The following is a 16,916-nucleotide window of genomic DNA, read 5'->3' on the forward strand; positions in this document are numbered from 1 at the left end:
GAGAAGTCGCTGATGGTTTCAAGGAAAATCTACCTATCATTTTTGATGAATATCTTCCTAAATGGAATTATAGAGCTATTCCTCAAAATAACTGAAATGCATAAGTTATTTATTTTTCATTCCTAAGTAATTCATGTTTTATTCTTTACTCCTATCCATGTCTATGTACTTTCATGGACTGATCTGCATGACTGATAGTATGTTGTGTCGTCTCATATATGAAATGGCTCAAAAAACAAAAAAAGTTATGGAGAGAGCCTTTCAAGGTATGCGTTTAAAACAAGAAAATCTATCTCTACATGATTTTCTTGTTTTGCAAATTCTAATCCATTCCAAAATGAGATGTGCATTGTAGGTGAAAGTGCTGTAAAATCTCATCTTTGTATGATTTCTGTTTTATTCCATTAGCTAATAATTACATTGGTTCAAGGCGAATAAGTTGACCTGATTGTTCATCGGTCAGAATATAGATAAATCCATCTTTGTCTTGACGCACATCTCTTACTCTCTGACCGACAGGAATAGTTTCTTGAACTGTTGTTTTATCACCTTCGATTTGGATGCGAATGACTGATTTAGAGACTAATCCACCAGCAAACAAATTGCCTTGCCAATTTGGAAAGATATTGCCACGATATAGCATCAGACCCGATGGTGCGATCGCAGGAGTCCATACCAATTTAGGATCGACCATATTGGGACGAGATACTTCCTTGGAAATTTTACCTTCTGTATATTCTTGGCTAAAGGTGACAACTGGCCAGCCATAGTTTTTCCCTGCTTCGATGAGGTTTAGTTCATCACCACCTCTTGAACCATGCTCGGTTGACCATACTTGCTTGGAGATGGGATCGGCAAATAATCCTTGAATATTGCGATGTCCATAACTCCAAATTGCAGGATTAGCACTAGCTGTTTTCACAAAGGGATTATCAGAAGGAATAGAGCCGTCATCTTTAAGTCGTAGGACTTTACCAAGCTGACTATTCAGCTTTTGGGCTTGATTGCGAATCAACTCACCATCCAGTTGTAATGGAGGATTGCCGCCATCGCCGATCGCAATCAGCATTGTGTCATCGGGCAGCCAAACAATACGCGAACCGAAGTGTTGACTCCCTGTTTTTGAAGGTTTCACCTCAAAAATTACTTGTGGTTCCAACAGAGCTTTACCATCAAATTTTGCTCTCAAAATACTGGTGTGATTAGATTGGGAATTGCCATTGGAGTAGGTGAGATAAACCAAATTATTTTGAGCAAAGCGTGGATGGAGCGAGATATCCATCAAACCTGCTTGTCCAGATACAAATAAATTGGGAATTTCAGCGATCGCAATTTGCTCTAATGATCCATTGCGGAGGATTTTGACTCGACCAACTCGCTCGGTAATTAGAATCGCGCCATCGGGCAACCATGCCATTCCCCAAGGTCTTTCTAAATCTTTGGCTACCGTAACTTGCTTGAAACTGTTTGGAGTAAGTTCTTTGTTAGTCGAGGCGGTACGCATCCGCTTCGGAATCGCCGATGTTGTAGGTTGCGCAACAATTGATAGATTGTTTGTTTCTGGGACAGTACAACTTCCTACGATCAGCGCAATCGCGCCAATTAAAAGGGTGAGCAGACGGTGTAAATTCTTCATCGCTTTTGGTTGATAATTTATAAATGATTATTGTGAATGGCGATCGCTTGTTTGCGATCGCTTACTTCTAATTTATGCAAAATTGTATGAATATGTACCCGCACTGTCCCTGATGAGATGTAAAGCAGATCGGCAATCTCTTGATTAGTTTTCTGCTCAGACATCAAAAGGAGAATTTCTTTTTCGCGTCGCGTCAAAGTATCAACTTTTGACCCAGATAAATTCTCAGACGTTATTTCAGAAGATTGATTTTGAAAAATATTATGGATTTCAGCAGTAGCAGTGGCATCCCACCAAGATGCTCCTGCGATCACCGATCGCATAGCAAGAATTAAGGTTTCGGCGGCAACCCCTTTGAGGCAATAGCCCTGTGCGCCTGTGGTAACTAAACGCGAGATGAGCGATCGCTCATTGCGTGAAGTGAGTACTAAAATCGGTAAGTTCGGATGATTGAGCTTGAGTTGGCGACAGGTTTCTAGCCCCCCAAGCCCTGGCAAACCGATATCAAGCAGGACAAGATCAAAGGGTTGCTGTTTGGCAAGATCGATCGCCGTTTCTCCATCGTTAGCCTCTGCTAAAACTGCGATTTTGGTTTCCTGTTGCAAACGCACTTGTAAACCGAGACGAAATAGTTCGTCGTCTTCAACTAATAGGATTTTAAGGTGATCTAAGGTCATTTTTTCCAATAAACTTCGGTATGGCAGGATAGGTGGCGTTCTGTGCCACCTATCCTGCCGTTTAGGTTATGTCATGCGATGAATAGGGCAAAGTGGGTAAACGAAAGCCGAATATTGCGCCATGGGGAATACGATTTTCTGCCCAAATTGTACCGCCATGAGCTTCGATAATTTGGCGAGTTAGATATAAACCTAGCCCAGAACCAGTAGCTAAGCGATCGCTTTGTCCTTGATAAAACCGATCAAATAAGTATGGCTTTTCATCAATCTTAATACCTGAACCAACATCGAGTACTTGCACAACCTGATATGAAGATTGGATTTCTAGCACAACTTCTACTTTTGCTCCTCGTGGAGAATGATTAATCGCATTGGTTAGTAAATTTGTAAAAACTCGCCGCAATTGGAAAGCATCGCCATTCACCCACAGGAATTTGCGAAAGTCCGACTCTCCATAATGCAGATTCAGATAAACGCTGCGACTTGTAGATAGTCTCAAAAGCGAGGTTGCTACATCTTCCGCTAAGATGGCTAGATTAATTGGCTCTAATTGCAATTGCAAACCTTCTGTTTCATTGCGATAGACATCAAGCAGAGTTTCCACTAATCGCAAACTATTCTGATGACTACGGATCATCGTTGCAACTACAGTTTTTTGTTTAGCATGAATAGTCCCAAACTGTTCACGGTCAAAAGCTTGAAGTGTTTCGATCGCACCAAGTAACGGAGTTCGCAAATCATGGGTCAAAGTGGAAGCAAAGTCTTCGCGGACATTCATGATTTTTTCTTGGGATTGAAGTTGTGCCTGTTGCTGTACCAAAATTTGTTGTGTTTGCCGATCGCGATAGCTTAAGAAACTAGTTACGATTAAGGCAAAAATCGTGACCAGCCGATTCACAATCATCGAGATTTGCACTTCTCCTTGTTTGGGAATCCATATATTTAATAGGGTGAGAATTACGGCTACTAAGGTAAGTTGAAAAGTGCTACGGCGACCCAATTGCGAATTGGCGATGAGGATTGGGCTGATGTAGAGATAACCCATGACATATTCAGGAGGTGTAGAAAATTCCAAAATAATCACTAACCCAAATAAGCCCACAATTATCCAAAGTAACTGCGATCGCGAAGATGGTTCTAATGTTTGTTTAGCCATGATAAAAGATTCCGATAAGTTTGAAAGGTGATCGAGATCGCACTTTTATATCTTCTTTTTTGATTCAAGCTTCGATGAGTGTATTAACTAATCCTTCCTCAAAGTTATCTTCTTCGATGATGATTTAGCGATCGCTATTATCTTTTTCGATAAGTCGCGCATGAATTTGACTATACCGACTCGGTTCGTTAAGTTTACTTTCCCGCACACAACCTATTGTCGAATACTAATCCATAGAAGTGTTGTCACACTTTTGTGGATTAAAACCCAAACCTTGTAAGTGTTTTAAAAGGACAAAATGGCTATGCCATTTTGTCCTTTGGGAGAAAACAGCGTGACAAGAAATTTTTGTTGTGATTTGCTTAGCAGGTTGTGTAATATGAGATTTATGCTATTCATTTGCTGGAGCCCTTCAATAACTGCACCTTAAACGATGAATGGCTTTTTTTCTGTTTTCTAAACTGTCCGAAGTATTGAAATAGAATAGCGATGAAAAAATTACACCTGATTCTCCTCAGCTTGACTATATTCTGGTTTGAAGGACAAGAAATTCTAACGCTCGCTGCACCACAGCCTTGCCAAGAAGGTAATATAGCTCCTACAAATTTAATGACTAAAGTATCAAATCATCTTACTGTCACTGATCTTGAAAAGAAGCCTTTACTCGGACAGTTGGGGCAGCCCCTCGGTAAAATCATCACGATCGCAGGGGTCGTTCGCCAAGGAGAATTGGGTGCAAAAGCTAGCTCAAGAGATGTGTTAAGCATCGAAGCCGTGAACGATCGCCCTCTTGCTCAGCCCGTAACCATCGAATTTAATCTGTTTATGACAGCGCAAGTTGCCAAGCCTGTTTTAGGGCGATCATTTAAATATGTGGGCTATGAAACAGGAGGATTTACAGGAATTCCTCAAGAAGCATTCAAGTTCGTACCCGCCGTAGCGACGACTGGTCATCGCTTTAATACTTCTTTTCAAGTACTGAAAGAAGAGTTGGATATTGTTAAAACAAAATCGGATTTGACTCGGTTTAACAATCGCCGTGTTCAAGTGATCGGACGCTATGTGTCGCACAGTAGTCCAGCACCTACAATCACGTCCAGCATAGATTTTAAAGGAACCTATACAACTGCAAATATTGTGCTAGAAGATGGAATAGAAATTCCGATTTACCCAACGTACCTTAAGCAGTCGTTGCGATCGCCTGAAGAAGTCAAAGCCTATGATGGCAGAATAGTTAAAGTAGTTGGTCAGATTTCTCTTGAGCAAGATCAAAAGCTAAATCCTGATCAAATTATTGCTTTGACAACGTTTGATGGAATCTGGCAATACCAGTCAAAACTCTAAAGCTTTAGCAAAAAAAAGCACCGCCTTTTGGCGGTGCTTTTTTTACCTTATTTCTAAGAAATACGTAGTAGCTCGACATCAAACATCAATGTCGCATTAGGAGGAATCACTCCACCTGCACCACGAGCGCCATAACCGAGATCGGGGGGAATAATCAAGGTGTAGCGATCGCCAACACGCATAATCGATAAACCTTCATCCCAGCCCTTGATCACTTGACCAACGCCAAGCTTGAACGAAAAAGGACTATTGCGATCGCGAGAACTATCGAACTTAGTACCATCTTCGAGCGTACCAGTGTAATGCACGATTACGGTATCGCCCTTCTTAGGAGTTGCACCTGTACCCGCAGTGATCACTTTATATTTGAGACCAGTGCCAGTTTCTTTGATTTCAGAATCACTCATACTAATTAAAGGTGCTGCTGCTATTTTTACTTCTGTTTGATTTGGTACACCTGTAGATGGTGCACCAGTGCTAGCAACTGCTGGCTGTCCGCCTGTAATTTGAGCAACTACAATGACTAGGACAGCAACTGCCATAATGCCAAAGCTAATCAAAATTCCTTTCAAGGTTATATTCTCCAATCAATTACGTGATGACTTAGCTTTTGGAATCTTACAGCGATTTTGCAATAAAAAAAAGAAGGCATTCAATGTAATTGTGTTGCGGGTGCTTCGCACCCGCAACACAATTACTCACAAATAACCAACAAAAAAAGAAGTCACTTTGTGACTTCTTTTTTTAGTGATGCCAGGAACGAGATTTGAACTCGTGACACGTGGATTTTCAGTCCACTGCTCTACCAACTGAGCTATCCCGGCGCTGTGCGTTTTTTAGCGCTTTACTAAGATAACACCGAAGGGGATTTTCGAGCAATAGAATTTAAAATTTTTTTAGAAGTTTGTAATAAGTAGCTAAGCACAATTAAATATAAAACCCTGAAAGCTGTACCGCCTGCTGCGCAGGCGGTACAGCTTTCAGGGTTTTATATCATCAGAGATGCAGCGCATCGAGCCGCATCTCTTTTTTATTAGCATCACTACGATCCAGTTACTAGCCAAACAACTGATCGAAAACCATCGCGCAGAGATTTAGCAGGATTCTCGGATTTAATACTAGAAGGAATTGAGACAGGGTGCATCTCAATGCCGCGACTGCCTAAAATAATCTTGCCAATTACAAGAGCGCGGGGCATGTGAAACTCCGAAGTCAGTACATATACGTCCGTAATTTTGCGCTGCTGAAGCTCGGTCACCATGACCGTAAAATTAGTGACCGTATCGACTGCACGATAATCTAAGTGAATGCGATTGCGCTTTACCCCTGCCTGATCAAATACATATTCAGCGTATTCCTCAGGGCTACCAGACGACACAAAAATCGGGAGCTGCGGATGCTGTAAAGCAAACTGAGCAGCAAATTTTTCACGGGTGGGAGAGCCACCCAACACTAAGATTGCCTGCGGTTCTCTGGGTGCAGGACTGGAGCTAATTGGTGGTAAGCATGGCACTCCAAAAATCATGCATCCAGAGCCAATTAACCCAGTTAAAGCTGTCATAGAACTTTTGCTAGGGAATTGGTGAATCATCGTTATTAATGTGTTGCGAATCAGCAAAATATTATCTGCTTGATGGAACAATATGCAACAAGATATTTCCGTAGATTATTAAGATATTCACCCTTTTGGTAAGTATCTTAATAATCTAAAAATCTAATTCGCGTCGGCCCTCGATCGCTTTAGCAAGAGTTACCTCATCTGCATATTCTAAATCACCACCCATCGGAATGCCAAAGGCAATTCGCGTAACTTTTGTAAAGGGTCTTAATAATCCGCCCACATATAAAGTCGTAGTTTCACCTTCGACGCTGGGCGCGATCGCCATAATCACCTCAGAGACTTTGTTGCCGCTGACGCGCCGCACTAAACTTTGGATATTCAGTTGATCAGGGCTAATCCCGTCCATAGGCGAAATAAGCCCCCCCAGCACATGATATTTTCCACGATATTCGCGAGTTCTTTCAAGAGCAATTAGATCGCGGGAATCAGCGACTACACAAATTAATGCATTATCACGGCTAGGAGTCGCACAAATTTCGCAAATTGGTTCTGCCGAAAGATGACCGCATATGGTGCAACTACCGACCTGTTGCTTTGCCTGAATTAATGCTTGAGCAAGAGCTTCAACCTCTTCTGTGGGGCGTTTGAGAATATGAAGCGATAAGCGTTGAGCAGTTTTCGCCCCAACACCTGGCAGGCGCTGCAATTGTTCGATGAGATTAGCTAAGGGTCGAGTATACAAAACAGCGAAGGCATGAAGTAACGTTAACAATTTTAACGTTACTTCATGCCTAAAACTATAAGTACCTGTGCCGAATAATTATCCAAACCCGTAAGGTTTCGCCCCTGCGGGGCGAAACCTTACGGGTTTGAGTTTGTAATTAATTATGCTCATTTACATAAAAGTAAAGGGCAGCGCTTCGCGCTGCCCTTTACTTTTATAAATTAGCTTTAGCAAAACGATTTTGTAAATCGTAAGCTTCTCTTTCCATGAGATTATTTTCGTACTTTTGCTTTGCCCGTTTATATTCCACAAAATATTGATAGCCAAATTGATCTAGCCCCCCATTTTGAAAGCATTGGCGCACATGCACCATTTCGTGAGCCAAAATTGATAGTTGTCGGGGGTCTTCGGGCTTGTAATCATCTCGAAGATAAATGCGATCGCAGTAAGTTTGGGCGATCGTTTCGACTTGACCAAAATGAACGGCAACATTACCCAATATCCAACGATCCATCATTTGGGAGTTGTAAATGATCTGCACGCGATCAATGTAGTCAATAAAATATCGCCTAAGATAACGCTTCTGAACATTGTTTAAAGGTACGCCTTCGCCATTCTTAGAACGCATTGTTCTAGAAGCTGCTTGATATGCGATCGAACCTGCCTGTCCCCAAGCCTCATCGGCTAGGCTCGTTTTTGTCTCAGAGTCCGCAAAAAAACTTACGTCTGACATGCCTATGGTTGCGACTAACGCAAGAGTCAGCAAAAGTAAAAAAACTATTCTCCGAAAGCTATTCATAGTTCTTTATAGAGCTTTTAAGACTAAATAAGAACGCGCAAGCGCGTTCTTATTTAGTCTTCTTGCGAGTTTTGATTTAATTCGTTAGAGATAATCACGATCGTAATGTTATCGCGACCGCCGCGTAACTTAGCTGACTCGATCAGAGTTTGAGCTGCTTGCTGACAGTTGCGAATGCCCTTGAGATGGTGCGCAATTCGATCATCACTGAGTTCTTCAGTCAAACCATCGCTACAGATCAAAAAGCGATCGCCAGGTTGCCATTCTATTTCACGAGCTATAGTTGCTTTAACATCTTCACGTCCCAGACATTGCAACAACATATGCCGCCAAGGATGGCTCTTAGCTTCTTCAGGATTGACGACACCTGTTTGAATTGCTCTCGCAATCCATGTATGGTCTTCACTGATTTGATCAAGCTTGGCACCTCGTAATCGATATAACCGTGAATCGCCAATATGAGAGTACCAAGGCTGATCATTGCGGAATAGTAGTACAACAATAGTTGTGCCCATATCCGATCGCACAGGATTAGCAGCTTGATCGTTAATAATTGCTTGATTTGCTTTACTAATAGCATCTTGCATTAGTTTTTGGGTGTCTGTTTCGACATCCCACATCGCTTCTAAACATGCGCGAATGGAATCGACAGCAATCTTACTTGCTACCTCACCTCCTGCGTGTCCTCCCATTCCATCAGCAACTACAAAAAATCGTCCCTCAGGGTCGATATGGTAAGAATCTTGGTTGGCTGATCTGACGCAGCCTGTATCGGTTGCTCCCGCAAATAGACGCTTCATGTTAGGTGGTTCGGCTCGACGTATTGAATTGACCAGTTTTGCTACAGCAATCTTTAGTTTACCGCTCACAGGCAAAAACTACAGAAATATCCATGCAATCCATATTTTAGTTTTTCTATGCTTTCGCAGATGCTCATTATGAAAACAATTTCAAGACTTTTAGCGCCGCAGGCGCTAAAAGTCTTGAAATTGTTTTCATAGTCATTTGTATTAAGACATATCAAAGCCCAAAAGATGAGAGGCGGTGCTTCGCACCGCCTCTCATCTTTTGGGCTTTGATGCTCTAAGAAGATGTCGTAGATATAGAAAAACAAGAGATTAATTATCTTTCGGGACGATCGATTTTTGATAACAATCGTAATAAAACTAAGATAAACAGCCCCGCTACGATCGCGGCAATTACAGCGGGGATCTGTGAGCCATTCACAAATAAAAGCGTGGCACACAATAAACAAGTAGCACCCAATAGGGCATAAATTCCGCCTATACCGACATTACTTAAACGTCGTAATAGGCGATCGGTTTCTTGAGATTTGACTCTGACCCGAATATCTCCACGATCAAGCTTCGCGAGGGTGTCATCGATGCGACGGGGTAAGGCGATCGCTGTATTACTAACCTGTGCAGCTTGTCTACCTAATTCACCAAAGAAAGCTGTAGACAAATTTCCTGATTCTTTAGAACTACCATTTTCCATAAGATTTGTTGCGTAGGGTTTGGCTACTTCCATAAAGTTAAAGTTAGGATCGAGTCCTTTACCTAAACCTTCAAGCGTAGAAATTGCTCTAAGTACAAAGGTAAATGTGGCGGGAAATCGAAATGGTTGGTCATAAGCAATATCGTACAAATCATCACTAATCGCCGCTACCGACTGTTTCTCCATCGGCTGCCCCATGAAGTTATCGAGCATATATTGCACAGACCGCCTAATTGGGCCAGTATCACCCGTAACTTCTAAAGCACCTAGCTCGACTAAAGAATTAATCACTGCTTCCGCGTCTTTTTGGGCGATCCCGAAGAAAGTCTTTAATAATTTTTCGCGGGTAATCGATTGGATCTGCCCCATCATCCCGAAGTCATAGAAAATCAATTCGCCTTTACCAGTCACCGCTAAGTTTCCAGGATGGGGATCGGCGTGAAAAAATCCATGGTTGAGTAGTTGTTCAAGATAGGCTTCTGCACCAATTCGGGCAATACTTGTGCGATCAATGCCAGCAGCTTCGAGTGCTTCATAATTGCTAACCTTGATTCCTGGCATATACTCTAGCGTCAGCACCCGCCGTGAAGCATAGCGCCAATACACACGCGGAACCATAATACGGCGATCGCTCTTGAAGTTTCGGCGAAATGTATCCGCGTTCTTGCCTTCATTTAAATAATCTGCTTCTTCGTAAAGAATTTTGCTGCATTCTTCATAAATGCCCACCCAATCGCGTCCCCGCCCATGTTTAGGATGATTTTGAAAGTATTGAGCAATGCGCTTGAGAATGCCTAAATCGATCGCAAATAATTTTAATAATCCAGGACGCTGTACTTTAATAACGATTTCTTCGCCCGTATGCAATTGAGCCTTATGCACTTGTCCGAGACTCGCCGCCGCAAGGGGCACAGGATCGAAGTAACCAAACATTTCAGCGATCGGCTTACCTAAATCTGACTCAATGATTTGTTGTGCTTTTGTGGCTGTGAAAGCGGGAACTTTATCTTGTAATTTTGATAGCTCCTCTACTGACTCCGCAGGTAAAATATCAGCGCGGGTAGAGAGTAACTGACCGACCTTGATAAAGGTTGGTCCTAGCTGAAGCATGGACTCACGTAGCCAAACAGCACGTTTGCGCGTACGCTTTTTGACTTTGGCTTCATTCTTGCCGCCGACATAGCTCCACTTTTTACCATCGATCCAAACCATCCACGAAAATGTCAGGACTGTTCGCCAAATGTCGATGCTACGGGCGAGTTCAGAGTAGTTATCACGACTCCAGCGATAATTTGGTTCAGAAGGTAAAGCTGGCACGGCTCACTAACGACAGTAAAAAAAATTAAGAAATTGTAATAAACCTTTACATCTTAGCGCGGATATTCAAACTTTGAATATTGACAGAGCAATTTCAGAAATTTATTGCTGCATGTTATAGCCTACTGCTTGATTTCGTCCTTGTTCTTTTGCTTGGTATAAAGCGCGATCGGCTTTAATCAACAAATCCAAACTAGAACTATCCTCTGCCGTCATGCACGCAACTCCACAGCTTAATGTCACAACATTACTGGTCTTTGAGCTTTTATGAGGAATATTTAGGCTACGCACATTCTTAACGATCCTTTCGGCAACAGCCAAAGCTGCTTCATAACTAGTTTGGGGAAGAATCACTGCAAATTCTTCGCCGCCATATCGACCAGCAAGTTCACCACTACGTACTGATTTGTTAATAGCTTGGGCTACCTGTTTTAAGCATGTATCTCCAGATTGATGTCCATAGCTATCGTTATAAAGCTTAAAGTGGTCAACGTCACAAATTAGAACGCAAAGATCTTGCTTGGCTTGAAATTTTTTCATGAGAAAGCGATCAAAGTAACGCCGATTAGCAATTTGCGTTAGCTCATCAATATTTGATGCATAGCGAAATTTTTCGCCAAGTTGAATAATAGCAATAACACTACTTAATAAAAATGAGGAGATCGCAGGAAAGATAGGTAACCAGAAACTAGCCAAAAAAGAAATATAGCTAATTAATATCAATATCAACATTGATATTAAAAGGAAAGATAGTATACCTACTATAAATTGGTTTTTTCCAAGATTACCTCCTCTCAAAAAGCTTGAAATGCCTATTACACCTATAGAAGAGCATACAAGAATGTATATTCCTTCAAGCCATTTTGGATAGGTTTGTAGAAATGGACGGTTATCTATGGCTCCATTAATAATTTGTGAGATCAAGTTGGCATGAATGTGCACACCTGGGATCTTGCCATATGGTGCATAGAAGAAATCACGAAGGCTTTCTGCGGTAGAGCCAATTAAAACAACCCTATCTCTCAATAGATCTTTGGGATATTCCCCATCAAGAACGTTCTTCAAAGATACTTCTTGAAAACACCCTTGCAGACATCGATAATTAAGCAAAATCTGGTATCCACCGTTATCAGCAGATGCATATCCAGCCTGATATGCATCTAATGGAGAAAATGTGGTCTTACCTAAAGTGACCGCTAGATCATTTCCTACTGAGAGTTTTGGAAATATATTACTTGATTCCAAATATTGCAAGGCAATTTTAGTTGAAAACCCATAAACTAGCTCTCCATTTGGCTTCTGGATAGATAATAACCCTCGTCTTACAGTTCCTTCTTGATCAACTACTGTATCAACAAAGCCAACTTGCTTCTTATAATCTAGATACGGTGGAGGTAGAACACTTGGCTCCACAAGCTTTTCAGCAACGATCAGATTAGGGGTAGAGGTAAAAACTTTTTTTAATTCTTCAAAACCTGGCTCTACTGGGAGGTTGCGATATACATCTAAACCAATTACGCGTGGCTTGTCAGACCTGACTTTAGTAATTAGCCGTGCAACTATTTCATCCGAAAAAGGCCAGTTCCCAACCTTAGCGATATCCTTATCATCAAAAGTGACAATAACAATTTTGGGATCTAGACTTTCAGCAGGTCGCAACTCGAAGAGCTTGTCTAAAAACCTTAGCTCAAGTAATTGAAAGCCACCCAATAACTGCACGGCAAGAACTAGAGTAACAATTAAAATTGGAGCCGTAAATATGCTGGATTGTACTTTATCTATGGCTCCAATCAGGCTTTTATTTATTCTGCGTAGCGGATTTAGTTTGTTGAACGACATGATCTTTTATCAACTTGTCCCAAGCACTAGAAAGGGTTTGATTGCTAGGATTTTGCTTTTTCAATTGATTGAGTTCATTGATCATGTCATACCAAATGCCATTCTCGCCATATACTGCTATACGATCAACTGGTGATGCTGATTTTAGCTTGGCAGATAGAGATTGTGATTTGGGTACTTGTTGAATCCAGCCTGAAATGCTTGGACTGTCAGGCTTGAGCATTTTTCCGCAGATAAATGCCATTGTCCATTTATATTTCTTATTGATAACTAGATTTGGTGCATCTTGTGGAAAGTTAATAGTGATGAATCCAACCTCTGTTGTTAATGGCAAGAAATTTTGATAAACATTTTCTCCATCTTCACTTTCAAGACTCAAAAATACTTGCTTAGCTGAGGTTTTAGTTTTAAATATAGGAAATGCTGGACGCTCAGAGAAGGTTAACCCATAGTTTGATTTGGGGAGTATTGGTAATGTTTGTGAAAACTTCTGATCAGTCCGTGAAGAGTCGATTAGACAACTACTGTCACGAGTAGCTGCTCCAGTTGTAGTCTTTGGCGCTGCACCACTAGGTGGTCTGAAATTAATTGTTTGCGCCATTATGTTATCAAACGTAAATGATAAAGGGAGTAAAATAAGCGTTAAAGTCGAAAGGCAAATTTTGGAGATCGCAGATAAATTTAAGTACATTTTTGTACCCTCATATAGTAGAAAATATTGATTAATTTGTATGGAAATTTTAAGTTGATCTAAAGGAAAATAAGAATGACATTTCTTATTACAGACTTTATCTTCCTATAGTTCATTTGGGATTGCTATATTTAATAGTAAAAGACAAGAATACTGATTTTATCTTTATCTTTATTACTGATTTTATTTATCAATTTTGGTTAATGCAGAACTAGCTTTACATACAATTACTTAAATTAATAATAATCGATAGATTATTATTTGACTATATTCAAAAGTTATATAAAAGATATATAATTAATAAAAATTCTAAGCCTTTTATCTGTTTAAGAAAATTTTCTCCCTAAAAAGATATTTATTTTAGATGGTTCTTTGTAGAACTTAGTGATTCTAAAAAAGTAAACTATATAATTTGTTAAGTTTACTGGGGCATCAAATCCAAGAATTGAACAACTGCTCATCACTTTGCAATTCTAATCTTAGGTTTGATGCCTAACATGATGTAAGTCTGCCGAAAGCCAAAAAGGTAAGAATCGCAAAGCGATTCTTACCTTTTTGGCAATATTTAAGTCACGTACAGCACGACTCAAATATTGCTGTCGAACGCCAAATAAAAAATTGGGGCTAGGGTTTGCAACATATGCTATTCAAAAATTCCGTTTCTTTTGACTCCCTTAGGTTCACCTTTGTTGAACAATCTCTTTAACATGAGTGATAACATTTATATAGCAATCCCTAATGATTTGTGAGTAAGAGAGTTTTATGAATTCTTCCTACTCATTTAGAGAAAAAATTTTTCTTATAGCAATAATGCCAAAACACTAAATGGCGTAGCCATTTAGTGTTTTTAAAACCCGTACAGGGTTTATTTTTTATTCACAGAAGTTTCACCACACCTTATATAAATTGGTATAAAAGTGTTACTTAGGACTTAAAATCCAAAATACTAATTGCGGCGCAAAGCGCCGCAATTAGTATTTTGGTGATAGTGCCTAACCCAAGTAGTTATGTATAAGAACCTAAAGCCAACTACCTACTAGGACAAAAGCTGCCCAATAGTATGGGTGCTTATATTGTGAATCCTTAAGTATTGAAATTTGAGATTTTTGTAATGCTTCTGCTTTAGAAATAGTTGGCTCTTTAATTAAAATATCATAAAAGTTTGACATTAGTTTACTTGTTGATTCATCATTGACAGCCCATAGGCTGCCAATCGTGCTTCTTGCTCCCGATCGCAAGGCAATGCCAGCAAGTCCCAATATAGCTTTAACATCTCCTTCAGCGGTTTTACAAGCACTGAGAACGAGTAGTTCTAGAGGCTGACTGCGATTGTCGGTACGATCGCGTAAAAACTTATAGAAGTCGGGTACGGTGATGCGATCGTCCCAAGCCAGAATAAATGTTGATTCTGGATCGGAGCTAAATTGCCCATGAGTTGCTAGATGGACTATAGGTGTAGCTTTCTCTGTTAGACCTTTTCGTAGGTTTAATTTGGTAAAATCATTATTTAGCTCTAAATCAGTTGGGATTGTCTTGGCAATTTGGGAAGCTTCAAACTTTACACCATCTAACGCTGCAAAACCTTGTCGAGATTCTGATAAAGCACCCAACCAAACTCTAAGTTGGCTACGATCAAGAGCCTTTGCACCCAATATCTGAAGTCCTGGGGTCAGAGCGACACTATATTTCTCGACAACATATTGCTTGCCATCATGTAGAGCAGCCATAGGCAGATTGCGCAATGAACCATCTAAAACGAATACCAAGTTTTTGATTTGCTTTTCAGTGAGAGATTTTTCTATGGGACGGAGGATCAAGTCATACAGCTTTTGTGAGACTTTCAAGCGAATACGCTCAGAGAAAGCTGGATGAAGCGCTTGAAGAAATTTATCGGCATTTTCTTCTAATTCTGTCTGCGATATGTTTGCAGAGTAATATTGCAGAGGCTCTTTGGGTAAGGAAAGGATAATCGCTAGGCGATCTCTCAAGATTGCTGAATAGATCACTGCGGAATTGGAGTCGATCGCATCTATTTGCTGAGGTTGAATATTTAGACAAGCAGCTCGGAAGAAATTTTCTAGTTCTACGACTTGTAATGACTCCAGTGTGAGCCTTGCTTGAATGAGATTTTCTTGAGATGGTTGATCACTTTTTAGCAATAGAGATACGAGTTCTCGATAAATGGGTTCAATACGATCGCGAAAGGCAAACTGAACTTCTGGTGATGTAGCGATTAATTCTCGACGAAGGTTTTGGATATTTTTAATAGCCTGATTATAAAATGGGATCGCAAGGTCAGTTTTGCCCTGTTGGTTTAAGATTCGACCTGATAGCCATTGCCAACGATAGAGTAAATCATCGGCATTTGCTGATTGAGCTAACGCAAGTGCGCGTTGGGCTAACTGATATGCCTCGTCAAGTTGTTGATTTTGTTCATAAAGTCCACCTAATGCGCCAATGGCAAAGGACTCAGCCCTGCGGTCTTGGATGGTTTGGGCTTGTTTTAAAGCCATGGTTAATAAATTCGCCATCTCGGATGTCGAAATAGGTCGTGCATTCAGAGCTTTTATTTTCATTAAGCTTTCGCTCAGATTGACAATCAGATAAATGCTGCGACGGCTCGGTTGCAGTTTTGTGAGTTCTGGTTCGATCTGTTGCCATAGAGCTTGAACTTGTGGAAGGCGATCGCTTTCGATAAGCAGACTCAGATTTAAAGCTTGTGCTTCCAATCGCAGAATGTTTACTGGCGAGATTGCTGCGGCTTGCTCATATTTTTGTAATGCGACATCTACATCTTTAATAAATCTAAAGTTATTGCCGATGCTGATCAGCGTAGCGCTGCTCTCAGCAGGATTGTTAAGTTTTTGAGCAATCGATAAGCTTTGTTCGAGAATCTTCTGAGACTTTGTGAGATCTCCAAGGGTCTGTAGTGTTGTGCCTAAGCTATGTAAAGATACAGATTTGAGCATCGAGTCTGGCTGTTTTTGAAGGCGCAATTCGATCGCTTCTAATTGTTCGCTAGCTAGACGAAATAGTCCTAAAGCCTGCAATGCTTGAGCTTGGTTGGTTTGGCTACCTAATATGCCAATGTCATCACCAAGTTGAGTGTATCTTTCTTCAGCTGTTTTCCAACTTTCTAGAGCAGTTTGCGGATTACCCATGGCAAGTTGAAGGCTGCCCTGCGTATTGCTGATTCTTGCTGCGATCGACTTCCCTTCTTTACTATTCAATAGTTGTTGATCGAGTAAGGCTGAACTCTGAGCGATGGTAGTTTGTGCTTGTTGCCATTCGCCAAGTTCTTGATAAGCCATTGAGAGATAATTTAGGCATAGTGCTTCATTTAGCTGAGCGCTTAATTTGTCAGTTTCTGAACTTTGACGATTGCGGTAAGTAAGTAAAGCTTTTTGCCATGTTGCCACTGCTTCGGTAAGATTACCTTGTTCGTAGAGGCGACTTCCCTGCTCTAGTAATGAAGGCTGCGCGGACTGAGATAATTGCGATGATATATTCAGCTTAATTTCATTTTTGCTATAGGTCGCGATCGCAGGTTGAAGGATCGTGATTGAGCAATAAGTAGCGATCGCTAACATTAACAAAAATGTCAGTTTCTTTTTACTAATTATTTGCCAGAACTTTCGAGCGGTAGCGAGCGCAAATTTCATATTTTTATGCCTA

The 16,916-nt window shown here is 40.8% G+C and carries 13 protein-coding genes and 1 tRNA gene; 1 reads left to right on the forward strand and 13 read right to left on the reverse strand.

Going from position 1 to position 16,916, the window contains the following annotated elements; all coding sequences use genetic code 11:
- Positions 1 to 415 precede the first annotated feature (415 nt).
- The 3 genes from PseudUWO311_RS05875 to PseudUWO311_RS05885 all read right to left on the reverse strand — a co-directional run bounded on the left by PseudUWO311_RS05875 (position 416) and on the right by PseudUWO311_RS05885 (position 3,469).
- Positions 416 to 1,636, reverse strand: a complete 1,221-nt coding sequence (locus PseudUWO311_RS05875) for a PQQ-dependent sugar dehydrogenase (RefSeq protein ID WP_142654284.1) — start codon at positions 1,634 to 1,636, stop codon at positions 416 to 418.
- A 17-nt stretch (positions 1,637 to 1,653) separates the two neighbouring features.
- Positions 1,654 to 2,313: a response regulator transcription factor gene (locus tag PseudUWO311_RS05880; protein WP_142654285.1), complete on the reverse strand. Its 660-nt coding sequence runs from the start codon at positions 2,311 to 2,313 to the stop codon at positions 1,654 to 1,656.
- 61 nt (positions 2,314 to 2,374) lie between these two features.
- Positions 2,375 to 3,469: a sensor histidine kinase gene (locus tag PseudUWO311_RS05885; RefSeq protein ID WP_142654286.1), complete on the reverse strand. Its 1,095-nt coding sequence runs from the start codon at positions 3,467 to 3,469 to the stop codon at positions 2,375 to 2,377.
- 489 nt (positions 3,470 to 3,958) lie between these two features.
- Between PseudUWO311_RS05885 and PseudUWO311_RS05890 the strand changes: the two genes are divergently transcribed.
- A complete protein-coding gene (locus tag PseudUWO311_RS05890; RefSeq protein WP_142654287.1) occupies positions 3,959 to 4,813 on the forward strand; it encodes a hypothetical protein in 855 nt (284 codons plus the stop codon).
- A gap of 53 nt (positions 4,814 to 4,866) precedes the next feature.
- Here PseudUWO311_RS05890 and PseudUWO311_RS05895 read toward each other — a convergent pair whose 3' ends face one another.
- The 10 genes from PseudUWO311_RS05895 to PseudUWO311_RS05940 all read right to left on the reverse strand — a co-directional run bounded on the left by PseudUWO311_RS05895 (position 4,867) and on the right by PseudUWO311_RS05940 (position 16,903).
- The gene (locus PseudUWO311_RS05895) at positions 4,867 to 5,385 is read right to left on the reverse strand and encodes an FKBP-type peptidyl-prolyl cis-trans isomerase (RefSeq protein WP_103670284.1); all 519 of its coding nucleotides are present in this window, start codon (positions 5,383 to 5,385) and stop codon (positions 4,867 to 4,869) included.
- Between the two features lie 179 nt (positions 5,386 to 5,564).
- A tRNA-Phe gene (locus PseudUWO311_RS05900) sits at positions 5,565 to 5,637 on the reverse strand.
- 218 nt (positions 5,638 to 5,855) lie between these two features.
- Positions 5,856 to 6,374: a YdcF family protein gene (locus tag PseudUWO311_RS05905; protein ID WP_223807461.1), complete on the reverse strand. Its 519-nt coding sequence runs from the start codon at positions 6,372 to 6,374 to the stop codon at positions 5,856 to 5,858.
- Between the two features lie 145 nt (positions 6,375 to 6,519).
- Positions 6,520 to 7,146 carry a recombination mediator RecR gene (gene recR / locus PseudUWO311_RS05910; protein ID WP_317842991.1) on the reverse strand — a complete coding sequence of 209 codons (627 nt, stop codon included), beginning with the start codon at positions 7,144 to 7,146 and terminating at the stop codon, positions 6,520 to 6,522.
- A 166-nt stretch (positions 7,147 to 7,312) separates the two neighbouring features.
- On the reverse strand, positions 7,313 to 7,831 hold the full coding sequence (locus PseudUWO311_RS05915; protein ID WP_223807462.1) for a DUF4157 domain-containing protein: 519 nt from the start codon (positions 7,829 to 7,831) through the stop codon (positions 7,313 to 7,315).
- Between the two features lie 119 nt (positions 7,832 to 7,950).
- Positions 7,951 to 8,697, reverse strand: a complete 747-nt coding sequence (locus PseudUWO311_RS05920; RefSeq protein ID WP_142654442.1) for a Stp1/IreP family PP2C-type Ser/Thr phosphatase — start codon at positions 8,695 to 8,697, stop codon at positions 7,951 to 7,953.
- A gap of 322 nt (positions 8,698 to 9,019) precedes the next feature.
- Positions 9,020 to 10,711: an ABC1 kinase family protein gene (locus tag PseudUWO311_RS05925; protein ID WP_142654289.1), complete on the reverse strand. Its 1,692-nt coding sequence runs from the start codon at positions 10,709 to 10,711 to the stop codon at positions 9,020 to 9,022.
- Between the two features lie 102 nt (positions 10,712 to 10,813).
- Positions 10,814 to 12,550, reverse strand: a complete 1,737-nt coding sequence (locus PseudUWO311_RS05930; RefSeq protein WP_142654290.1) for a CHASE2 domain-containing protein — start codon at positions 12,548 to 12,550, stop codon at positions 10,814 to 10,816.
- Positions 12,510 to 13,151, reverse strand: a complete 642-nt coding sequence (locus PseudUWO311_RS05935; protein WP_190303411.1) for a DUF928 domain-containing protein — start codon at positions 13,149 to 13,151, stop codon at positions 12,510 to 12,512. Before PseudUWO311_RS05935 ends, PseudUWO311_RS05930 begins: the two co-directional genes overlap by 41 nt.
- A 1,109-nt stretch (positions 13,152 to 14,260) precedes the next feature.
- Complete coding sequence (locus tag PseudUWO311_RS05940; protein WP_142654292.1) at positions 14,261 to 16,903, reverse strand: CHAT domain-containing protein; 2,643 nt, start codon at positions 16,901 to 16,903, stop codon at positions 14,261 to 14,263.
- Positions 16,904 to 16,916 lie beyond the last annotated feature (13 nt).

Source organism: Pseudanabaena sp. UWO311 (genome assembly GCF_006937785.1).
In the GTDB taxonomy this organism is placed as follows: Bacteria; Cyanobacteriota; Cyanobacteriia; order Pseudanabaenales; family Pseudanabaenaceae; genus Pseudanabaena.

What these genes read in the sequence shown, in the direction of transcription:
- PseudUWO311_RS05875 (WP_142654284.1), bottom strand. Translation starts at nt 1,636, where the DNA reads ATGAAGAATTTACACCGTCTGCTCACCCTTTTAATTGGCGCGATTGCG.
- PseudUWO311_RS05880 (WP_142654285.1), bottom strand. Translation starts at nt 2,313, where the DNA reads ATGACCTTAGATCACCTTAAAATCCTATTAGTTGAAGACGACGAACTA.
- PseudUWO311_RS05885 (WP_142654286.1), bottom strand. Translation starts at nt 3,469, where the DNA reads ATGGCTAAACAAACATTAGAACCATCTTCGCGATCGCAGTTACTTTGG.
- PseudUWO311_RS05890 (WP_142654287.1), top strand. Translation starts at nt 3,959, where the DNA reads ATGAAAAAATTACACCTGATTCTCCTCAGCTTGACTATATTCTGGTTT.
- PseudUWO311_RS05905 (WP_223807461.1), bottom strand. Translation starts at nt 6,374, where the DNA reads ATGACAGCTTTAACTGGGTTAATTGGCTCTGGATGCATGATTTTTGGA.
- PseudUWO311_RS05915 (WP_223807462.1), bottom strand. Translation starts at nt 7,831, where the DNA reads ATGTCAGACGTAAGTTTTTTTGCGGACTCTGAGACAAAAACGAGCCTA.
- PseudUWO311_RS05920 (WP_142654442.1), bottom strand. Translation starts at nt 8,697, where the DNA reads ATGAAGCGTCTATTTGCGGGAGCAACCGATACAGGCTGCGTCAGATCA.
- PseudUWO311_RS05930 (WP_142654290.1), bottom strand. Translation starts at nt 12,550, where the DNA reads ATGTCGTTCAACAAACTAAATCCGCTACGCAGAATAAATAAAAGCCTG.
- PseudUWO311_RS05935 (WP_190303411.1), bottom strand. Translation starts at nt 13,151, where the DNA reads ATGGCGCAAACAATTAATTTCAGACCACCTAGTGGTGCAGCGCCAAAG.
- PseudUWO311_RS05940 (WP_142654292.1), bottom strand. Translation starts at nt 16,903, where the DNA reads ATGAAATTTGCGCTCGCTACCGCTCGAAAGTTCTGGCAAATAATTAGT.